Origin of the sequence: Longimicrobium sp. (assembly GCF_036554565.1) — a bacterium.
Taxonomy (GTDB): Bacteria; Gemmatimonadota; Gemmatimonadetes; order Longimicrobiales; family Longimicrobiaceae; genus Longimicrobium.
On the sequence record NZ_DATBNB010000062.1, the window covers coordinates 1 to 8,068 of the forward strand.

General features: G+C 71.6%; 11 protein-coding genes and 1 pseudogene. 6 read left to right on the plus strand and 6 right to left on the minus strand.

Annotated features, from left to right (window positions below):
- The coding region (locus tag VIB55_RS01700; protein WP_331874930.1) for a hypothetical protein at positions 1 to 203 on the minus strand (203 nt) is incomplete at its 3' end.
- Positions 204 to 356: 153 nt separating this feature from the next.
- Here VIB55_RS01700 and VIB55_RS01705 point away from each other — a divergent pair.
- The 4 genes from VIB55_RS01705 to VIB55_RS01720 all read left to right on the plus strand — a co-directional run bounded on the left by VIB55_RS01705 (position 357) and on the right by VIB55_RS01720 (position 3,020).
- Positions 357 to 542, plus strand: coding sequence for a hypothetical protein (locus tag VIB55_RS01705; RefSeq protein WP_331874931.1), 186 nt, complete (start codon positions 357 to 359; stop codon positions 540 to 542).
- 22 nt (positions 543 to 564) lie between these two features.
- Entirely contained in the window at positions 565 to 786 is a 222-nt protein-coding gene (locus VIB55_RS01710) for a hypothetical protein (RefSeq protein ID WP_331874932.1), read from the plus strand.
- A gap of 771 nt (positions 787 to 1,557) precedes the next feature.
- Positions 1,558 to 2,715 carry a DUF2911 domain-containing protein gene (locus tag VIB55_RS01715; RefSeq protein WP_331874933.1) on the plus strand — a complete coding sequence of 386 codons (1,158 nt, stop codon included), beginning with the start codon at positions 1,558 to 1,560 and terminating at the stop codon, positions 2,713 to 2,715.
- Positions 2,712 to 3,020: a DUF971 domain-containing protein gene (locus VIB55_RS01720; RefSeq protein ID WP_331874934.1), complete on the plus strand. Its 309-nt coding sequence runs from the start codon at positions 2,712 to 2,714 to the stop codon at positions 3,018 to 3,020. The genes VIB55_RS01715 and VIB55_RS01720 overlap by 4 nt, the downstream gene beginning before the upstream one ends.
- 78 nt (positions 3,021 to 3,098) lie before the next feature.
- Here the strand turns inward: VIB55_RS01720 and VIB55_RS01725 are convergent, their stop codons facing one another.
- The 5 genes from VIB55_RS01725 to VIB55_RS01745 all read right to left on the minus strand — a co-directional run bounded on the left by VIB55_RS01725 (position 3,099) and on the right by VIB55_RS01745 (position 6,805).
- On the minus strand, positions 3,099 to 3,485 hold the full coding sequence (locus VIB55_RS01725; protein WP_331874935.1) for a response regulator: 387 nt from the start codon (positions 3,483 to 3,485) through the stop codon (positions 3,099 to 3,101).
- 117 nt (positions 3,486 to 3,602) lie between these two features.
- On the minus strand, positions 3,603 to 4,151 hold the full coding sequence (locus VIB55_RS01730; RefSeq protein ID WP_331874936.1) for a DUF488 domain-containing protein: 549 nt from the start codon (positions 4,149 to 4,151) through the stop codon (positions 3,603 to 3,605).
- 8 nt (positions 4,152 to 4,159) lie between these two features.
- Positions 4,160 to 4,789, minus strand: a complete 630-nt coding sequence (locus VIB55_RS01735; protein ID WP_331874937.1) for a YceI family protein — start codon at positions 4,787 to 4,789, stop codon at positions 4,160 to 4,162.
- Positions 4,790 to 4,916: 127 nt separating this feature from the next.
- The gene (locus tag VIB55_RS01740; RefSeq protein ID WP_331874938.1) at positions 4,917 to 5,867 is read right to left on the minus strand and encodes a hypothetical protein; all 951 of its coding nucleotides are present in this window, start codon (positions 5,865 to 5,867) and stop codon (positions 4,917 to 4,919) included.
- 182 nt (positions 5,868 to 6,049) lie between these two features.
- On the minus strand, positions 6,050 to 6,805 hold the full coding sequence (locus VIB55_RS01745) for a TonB family protein (protein ID WP_331874939.1): 756 nt from the start codon (positions 6,803 to 6,805) through the stop codon (positions 6,050 to 6,052).
- Positions 6,806 to 6,995: 190 nt separating this feature from the next.
- On the opposite strand from VIB55_RS01745, the gene VIB55_RS01750 reads away from it, so the two are divergent.
- Both VIB55_RS01750 and VIB55_RS01755 read left to right on the plus strand, forming a co-directional pair.
- Positions 6,996 to 7,541 (plus strand): hypothetical protein, encoded by a 546-nt coding sequence (locus tag VIB55_RS01750; RefSeq protein ID WP_331874940.1) that lies wholly within the window; start codon positions 6,996 to 6,998, stop codon positions 7,539 to 7,541.
- Positions 7,542 to 7,585: 44 nt separating this feature from the next.
- Positions 7,586 to 8,068, plus strand: a pseudogene (locus tag VIB55_RS01755) (hypothetical protein); the annotation flags it as partial.

Here is an 8,068-nt window from a genome sequence, read left to right on the forward strand (position 1 = left end):
TGGCGTCCCGGGCTGCCGGTGGAGGCGCGCAGCTCCGCGGCCCCCGCGCCCGGCTCCGGTGCGGGGCGGCCAGTGAGTGCGGCAAAGTGGTCGGCGCAGCGCTCGAACACGCGCTGCAGCCGGTCTTCGTCCCCCGCGCCAAGGGTGCGCAGGACCAGGCGGTCGGTCTCTATTTCCAGCGGCGCGGCGGGCGAGTTGTCCACGTAGGTTCTCGTCGTTGCAGAAAGATGTGCGGTGCCCCGGAGTGGCGGTTCCGGCGCCGAAAGTTGCCCCGCGGCGGGCGGGGGCGTCAAGTTGAGGGAGCGAGCGCGGCCGTGTGGCGGCGCGGAACCGAAAACGGCGGAGAGCGGCGAGCGATGCAACTGGAGAGCGCCCACTTCCTGCGGCGCGGCGACCTCGTTCGGCACGCGGACGGGCGCGAGGGAACCGTGGTGGACGCGATGGCGCTGTACGCCGTCGTGCGCTGGGATGCGGGGACGCAGGACGAAGTGGAGCAGCTGGATCCGCAGATCCTGGTGACGGAGCGCGCCTCCCGCGAGTAGCATATCCCCAACCGACCGTCCGATGAGCCACTTCGACCCGAGCTGGTGCGCGCGCCTCCACGCCCGCCCGGCGCCGCCGCCGGAGCCGCGGCCCGTCACGCCGGAGCCGGCACCTCCGCTGTTCCAGAAGCGTGAGATCCCGTCGGTGCACGAGTGCGAGCTGTGCGGGACGGTGATGTTCGATCACAACTGCAAGATCATCTGCCCCAACTGCGGCTACAAGCGAGACTGCAGCGATCCCTGAACTCGCTCCGCATCACGTGGCGTCCGTACGCACGCCCAGCCTAGTAGTCCGAGCCCCAATCTTCGACTTCCACTGAGCAGCCGAGAAGGTCCGAAAGCTCGGCCCTGTGCGCCAGGAGCCAGTCCATGAGCGGCTCGCTATGGGCCGGGGAGTGCAGGATCTCGATGGGCGGACCGCCCGGCGCAAAGACCTGGAGAAGGACGTACCCTCGACCCCGTGCCGGGCGCATGCAGCCGGCAACCGCGCGTGCAGCGGGCCACGGAGCCTGGACGCATGACCCTTTGTAGCAGAACCCGACAGTTCCCCCAGCCTCGTTCACCCAGGCGACGAGGTGCCAGAGCCGGGCCGATCGAACGTGCTCTTGGACTTCGGGAGGCACGGCCTCCACAGGAATGCAGTCAGTGCCAAGCTGGAACGGAACCGCGGTGCTCGTTTTGAGAGTCGTGACTCTCATCGGGGCCCTGACGAAAAAGTTTATCGACGCCGAGCTGGGCAGCCCGTCGGCGAACCGAGGGAGCGGAAGAAAGATACGGCTGGCCGGCAGCCGGTACCACCTGAGGGTGGGCGGGCACGACCTGACGTGTTCGGCGGCGGCGATTCGTGCAACGGCCTGTTGCACGATTGGTTCGGGAGAGTCCCCGCTTGACTCGCGTGGGAATGTCCAACAGGCTGTTGGACGATCTTCGCCGGAACGGAGCGGGCTTGTTGGACGGGGATCGAACCGCTCAATTGCCCTGGTTGTCTCGCGCCCACGCAACCCACGGATCAGCCATGAAACTGCGCACTATTCTTCCCGCCGCGCTCGCCGCGCTGCTGGCCCTTCCCGCCGCCGCACAGCGGGAGAGCGGCAGCTTCATCGTGCGGCTGGGGAACGACACCGTGGCGGTCGAGCAGTTCGTGCGCACGCCGCGCCACCTGAGCAGCCACCTGGTGTCGCGGTCGCCGCGCACCGTGCTGCGCCGCATCGACGCCGACCTGCGCGCCGACGGCTCCGTGGAGCGGGTGGTGATGCACTCGCAGGTGCTGAACGATCCCGCCGCGCTGCCGCAGGTGATCACCGTTCGCCTGGGCGGCGACAGCGCCGACGTGCGCATTGCCCGGGGCGACACCGTGCGCAACCTGCGCGTGGCCACCCCCAACGGCGCCTGGCCGTGGATCGGCGACTCGTACGCGTTCGCGGAGCTCGCACTTCGCGCCGTCCGCCCCATGCGCCGCGACTCGGTGGCGCTGCCGCTGATCTCGCCGGGCGCCCCCGCCACCACCACGGGCACCTTCCGCCGGCTGGGTCGCGACTCCGTGACCCTCCTGGCCGGGGCGGGCGAGTCGCGGATCGCCACGGATGCGGCGGGCCGGGTGCTGGGCGTCGCCAGCCCCAACAGCACGCGGAAGGTCACGGTGGAGCGAATCGCCGCCACCTCCGCGTACGACGTGGCGGCGCGGTTCGCTGCGGCCGAGCGCACCGGCCGGGCGATGGGCACGCTCTCGCCGCGCGACTCCGTCGTGGCCTCCGTCGGCGGCGCGAACGTGTCGGTGGCGTACGGCCGCCCGGCGCGGCGCGGACGGCAGATCGCGGGCGGGGTGGTGCCGTGGGGCCAGGTGTGGCGCACGGGCGCCAACAATGCTACGGCGTTCCGCACGGACCGCGACCTGGTGTTCGGCGGCACGCGCATCCCGGCGGGCAGCTACACCCTCTACTCGCTCCCCAGCCGCGACAACTGGCTGCTGATCGTCAACACGCAGACGGGGCAGTGGGGAACGGAGTACCACCCGGAGCAGGACCTGGCGCGCATTCCCGCGCAGGTGCGCACGGTGACGGGCGAGCCCGTGGAGCTGTTCACCATCCGCGTGGAGCCCGACGGCCAGGGCGGCGCGCTGGTGCTGTCGTGGGGCGACATGGAGGTGCGGGCCCCATTCACCGTGGCGCCGTGAGCGACGACACCACTCCCGTGGACGTGGGGCCTACGGAGGACGGGTCGCAGCTCCGCATCCGCTGGAAGGACGGCGCGGTGTCTGACTACCAGCCGCGGTACCTGCGGCTGAGCTGCCCCTGCGCCGGCTGCGTGGACGAGATGACCGGGCGGCCGCTCATCGACCCGGGCCGGATCCCGATGGACGTGCATCCCCTCTCCATCGAGTACGTGGGCGAGTACGCGCTGCGCTTCGACTGGAGCGACGGGCACCGGACGGGGATCTACCCGTGGGACTACCTGCGCGAGATCTCGCTCACCACCTGACGGAGCGTCCTGCTCGAATGACGGAAGCCCACCCTGGCCGTGCCGGGTGGGCTTCGCTTTGTTTTCGACGGATCGCGGTCAGCCGGGTGCTTCTTCCGGCGGGCCGATCATGGCACGCACCTCCTGCAGCAGGTGCGGCGGCATGCAGGGCTTGATCAGCAGGCCATCGAAGCCTTCCGCGATCATGCGGTCCCGATCTACCGAAAGCGCCATGGCCGTGAGCACCACGATGGGCACGCTCGCGGTGCGCGGGTCGTCGCGCAGCACGCGCATGGCCTGGCGCCCGTCCATCACCGGCATCGCCAGGTCCATCAGCACCAGGTCGGGCATGTGCTGGCGCACCAGCTCCACCGCCTCCTGGCCGTTGGCGGCGTCGAGGGTGCCATACCCCTCGCGCTCCAGCACGGCCAGCAGGGCCACCCGGTTGTCTTCGTGGTCGTCGACGAGAAGGATCGTCTTGGGCATCCGCGGGGCGCCAGCGTGCGCAAATGGCCGCCGGGTGTCCGAGCCTCGGCGGATCAGCCTGGGTGGATGGCTGAGCCCCGGCAAATCCGCAAGAACGGCGCCGGGGCGAGCCCCGCGTCAGCCGAAAAGGTCCTGCTGCGGCGTCGCGGGATAGGTGACGAGCCCGTCCGCGTGCACCACGGCGTGGGGAGACAGCCGCGCCTCTGCCGCGGGCCCGGGCCCGATGATGTCGGCCACGGGAACGCCGCGGGCCAGCAGCGCGTCGGTGATCAGGCGGCGGTGGCAGCGCCAGGGCACCGCTTCGGCGCACATGATGGCCGGCGTGCGCTCCCGCGCGTCGTCCATCAGCCGCTGCAGCGCGGCCTGGAAAGTCGGGGTCGCGGTGTAGTCGGCGTAGGCGCGAAAGGCCGCGTGCCGCCAGGCCGTGTTGGGCGACGGGGCGGCGCCGCGCTCCGTGGTCCGCCGCCCGCCGAGCGCTTCCTCGTGGCGGTAGCCGATCCCCGCCTCCGCGAGCGCCGCCGCCAGCTCGTCTCGCCCGAACTGCGGATGGCGGCGGGACCCGGGAAAGCGCCGCACATCCACCAGCAGCTGCACGCCGTTGTCCCGCAGCAGCTCCAGGAACTCGGCGGTGGTGCGTGTGGAGTGGCCGATGGTGAAGATGGCCACTACGGCGGCTACGGCTGTTCCACCGCGGAGATGGCGATGCTGATGCGCACCTCGTCCCCCAGCACGGCGCCGCCGGCTTCGGCCGCGCGGTTCCAGGAAACGCCGTAATCCATCCGGTCGATGGTGGTCTGCGCCTCGAAGCCGATGCGCCGCTTGCCCACCGCGCCGCTGACTTCCGTCATCTCGCCCTCCAGCACCACGGGCCGGGTGACGCCGCGGATGGTGAGGTTGCCGTGCACGCGCAGCTCACGTCCATCCACCGCCACGCGGGTGCTGCGGAAGGTGATCACGGGATGGTTGAGGGCGTCGAAGAAGTCGGCGGAGCGAAGGTGCGTGTCGCGCCGCTCGTTGTTGGTGTCGATGCTGGCGGTCTGGATGTCGACCTCCACCGATCCGCCCGCCAGGCTGGCCGGGTCGGCGACGAGGGTGCCGCTCCACTGGTTGAACTGCCCGCTCACGCGGCTGACCAGGTGCCGGATGCGGAAGGTGAGCTCCGAGTGCGACGTGTCGATCCGCCATCTCACCGGTGCCGCCAGTGCTGCGACAGGCGGCGCCTCGGCCGCGCGCGCGCCGCCCACCCCGGCCGACAGCATCAGCGCCGGCACCATCACCACGGCCATCATCCCACGAACCCGCATGTCTCTCGTCTCTTGGAGAAGGTAAAACGCGAAGAACGGCATCTACGGTAACGGAAACGGCAACCAGGGCCAACCCCGGAATCCACCGGGTCGGCCGTAGCTGCCGTTCGGACCGTCGTGGCCGCGGTTACCGCCGTGACTTCAGCAGCCGGCGTAGCTCGGCCTCGGACGCGATGTAGCCGAACGGGGTCCAGTTCTCGGCCGAGGTCACGCGCCAGAAGATTTCCTCGGCCTGTTCGGGACGGCCGTTGTACAGGTGCCAGTTGCCCACGGCGTAGCCCTGCGTGGCCAGCGTGGTCGCGTCGCCGCCCGCCGCCAGGAGCGAATCGGGCGCCACGCGGCCCTGGTACATCATCAGGCGGCGGTGGTACGCCTGGTTCTCGATCACGTCCATCTCCGGCCGCACCGCCGCCAGCACCTGCGCGGCCTCGGCGTCGCGGCGCAGGCGGCGGAGCGACATGTACAGCCAGTCGATCGCCGCCACGCGCTCGTCGTCGTTGCGCGACAGCGTCAGCGCATTGCGAAAGGAGTACTGCGCGTGGGGAAACTCGCCGCGAAGGTAGTACGCCAGCCCCAGGTGGTACCACACGTTGAACTGCAGCGTGGTGCGCGGCTCGTTGCGCGCGTTGGGAATGCCGTCGGGCTCGATTTCGATGGGGCGCCGGCCGATGAGCCGCGCGGCATGGTCCAGGTCGGCCACGGCGCGGTCGAAGTCGCGCGTGGTGATGTAGCGATGGCCCCGGTGGCGGTAGAAGCGGGGATCCTCGGGGTGCTTGCGGATGCCCTCGCCGAAGATGGCGATGGCGTCGCGGTAGCGGCCCAGGTACGCCACGCGCCGGCCCAGCCACAGGATGGCATCGGCGTTGTCGGGGTCGCGCTCGTACGCGTCGTACGCCTCGGAAAGCTGCGCCTCCAGCCGCTGCCGGGTTTCCAGCGGAAGCTCGGGCGCGTACAGCGGCGCGCCCAGCAGCGACACGGCTTCGGGCGTGCCGGAGGCCGTGGGCGGCGCACGGCGCACGCCCGCACAGGCGGTCAGCGACAGGGCCGAAAGCAGCGCGAACGCGGCGGCGAGCCTCATGGAAGAGTGGCGATTCCCAGGTGCGGTGCGCGAGACGCGGCCGAACCGCCGCGCCGGAGGCGGCCGTTCGGCGGGAGTGGAGCAAGGGCCGATGGATGACGGACGGATTGCAGGATACCCCCGGAGCGCCGCGTTGAAAAGGGGGAAGCACAAGGGCCGTTCCCTTGGGGCCGCAACGTAGTTCAAGGTCCGCGCACGCGGTACGGGATGGTGATTTCTCCGGGGATGGGCTCCCCGTCTTCCGTGGCCGGCGCAAAGTCCAGGGTGCGGACGGCCGCGAGCAGGTGGGCGTCGCTGCCCCGGAGCACGCCCCCGCGGTCCACCCGCACGCCGGTCACGTTCCCGGCCGCATCCAGCGACACGCGCAGCCACACCGTCCCCGCACTGGCCATCGACGGCGCGGGCGAGGAGTCGCGGACGTCGCCCCAGCCGCGGTTTGCCGCGGCCGAGAACGGGCCCATCCCCGGGTCGCGCAGCGCGGGCGGGCACACCACGCTGCGCTCCACCTTGAGCGCCGGCTGCTCGCCCAATTGCATCCGCAGCCGTACGCCCCACTCGCGGTCCGCGGGCGGCGTGGTGCGGCGGTGGGCATAGGCGAGCGCCTGGAGAGAGTCGGCCAGCACGCGGGACACGCGGTGCTCGATCACCTGGCGCCTGACGTTCAGCCCGTGGGGATCGTACCGCAGGGAGAACACCACGTCACCCGCGGGCCGCCCGGCGTGGCGCCACGCGTTCGCCGCGGCGTTCACCAGCCCCGCCGAGTCCACCAGCGCCGCCGCGGCCGGAAGCTCGCGCGGCTCCCGGGCGGCCTGGCACACGCGCCGGGGCTGCCCCGGGCCGTCCCCCGGCACCGCATTCCCGCGTGGCAGCCCGGCGCAGGCGGAAACGGCGGCCAGCGTGATGGCGATCAGGGCGCGGATCGGACGATGAGGGCTCATGGCCGGATCGGAGATGGCGGAGGATGGCGCGCCGGAGCGGTGCACGTCCGGCGGTGCACAGCGCTGCACCGGAGATGCCACGCCGCGGGGTTTGACCGCCATCCCGCCCCTGCATACGTTTGAAACGGCGGGGCGGGCGTGGACGCGCTTGCCCCGCACACAGAGTACACCTCTTACCCGGGTGCCCGCCATGCGCTACTCCATAGCCTGCCTCGTGGCCCTTGCGGCCTGCAGCCCCGCCGTCCAGCCGTCCGCCAGCACCGGTGGCAACAACACCCAGGTGGTTTCCAGCGCGCAGTCGCTGAGCGTGACCACCGAATCGGAGTTCCGGGTGATCTCCACGAGCGTGGGCGCTCCCGTGGCCCGGGTGCTGGAGGTGCTGCCCGCCGTCTACCAGGAGCTGGGGCTGACGCCCGCGGCGGAGCCGGAAGTGCGCACCGTCCGCGCGCAGGGCGCCATGGCGCGCCGGTTCCAGGGGCAGGCGACGTCCAGCTACTTCGACTGCGGGCGCGGCCAGTTCGGGGTGGAGATCGCCACGCAGTACGAGGTGCGCTTCAACCTGCAGACGACGGTGCAGCCGGGGAGCAGCGCCGAGTCGTCGCGGGTGGATTCGGGCGTGGAGGCGTATGCCCGCAACAACGACGGCTCCGCCAACGCCCTGCTGGCCGTCTGCCACACGCGCGGAACACTGGAGGAACTGGTCGCCGCCCGCATCCGCGACAAGCTGGGGGCGTGACGAGGCGACTGGACGCATCCCCCGGCCCCGTGCCTTCCGTGCGCATGCGGACCTTCTCCGTCCTGCTGCTGGCGCTCGCCGCCGCGCGGTGCGCGCCCGCGCAGCCCGCGCCGCGAACCGCCACGCACGCCAGCACGCAGATGGTGGTGGTGACCACGGCGGGGTGGGACACGGTGAACGCGGTGCTCCAGCGCTACGAACGTGCGGGCGCGGGCCAGCCGTGGCGCCCTGTGGGCGGCGCCATCCACGCCGCCGTGGGACGGACGGGGGTGGCGTGGGGCGACGGGCTGCACCCGGAGCCCGGCGCGGGGCCGCGCAAGCGCGAGGGAGACGGAAAGGCGCCGGCCGGCATCTTTGCCCTGAGCTCCGCGTTCGGCTACGCGGGGGCGAGCGAGGCCGCGTGGGTGCGCATGCCCTACGTGCAGGTGGACGCGAGCATCGAGTGCGTTGACGACTCCCGCTCGCGCTACTACAACCGCCGGGTGGACCGCGACACCATCGCCCAGCCGGACTGGACGAGCCACGAA

What these genes read in the sequence shown, in the direction of transcription:
- VIB55_RS01705 (WP_331874931.1), top strand. Translation starts at nt 357, where the DNA reads ATGCAACTGGAGAGCGCCCACTTCCTGCGGCGCGGCGACCTCGTTCGG.
- VIB55_RS01710 (WP_331874932.1), top strand. Translation starts at nt 565, where the DNA reads ATGAGCCACTTCGACCCGAGCTGGTGCGCGCGCCTCCACGCCCGCCCG.
- VIB55_RS01715 (WP_331874933.1), top strand. Translation starts at nt 1,558, where the DNA reads ATGAAACTGCGCACTATTCTTCCCGCCGCGCTCGCCGCGCTGCTGGCC.
- VIB55_RS01725 (WP_331874935.1), bottom strand. Translation starts at nt 3,485, where the DNA reads ATGCCCAAGACGATCCTTCTCGTCGACGACCACGAAGACAACCGGGTG.
- VIB55_RS01735 (WP_331874937.1), bottom strand. Translation starts at nt 4,789, where the DNA reads ATGCGGGTTCGTGGGATGATGGCCGTGGTGATGGTGCCGGCGCTGATG.
- VIB55_RS01740 (WP_331874938.1), bottom strand. Translation starts at nt 5,867, where the DNA reads ATGAGGCTCGCCGCCGCGTTCGCGCTGCTTTCGGCCCTGTCGCTGACC.
- VIB55_RS01745 (WP_331874939.1), bottom strand. Translation starts at nt 6,805, where the DNA reads ATGAGCCCTCATCGTCCGATCCGCGCCCTGATCGCCATCACGCTGGCC.
- VIB55_RS01750 (WP_331874940.1), top strand. Translation starts at nt 6,996, where the DNA reads ATGCGCTACTCCATAGCCTGCCTCGTGGCCCTTGCGGCCTGCAGCCCC.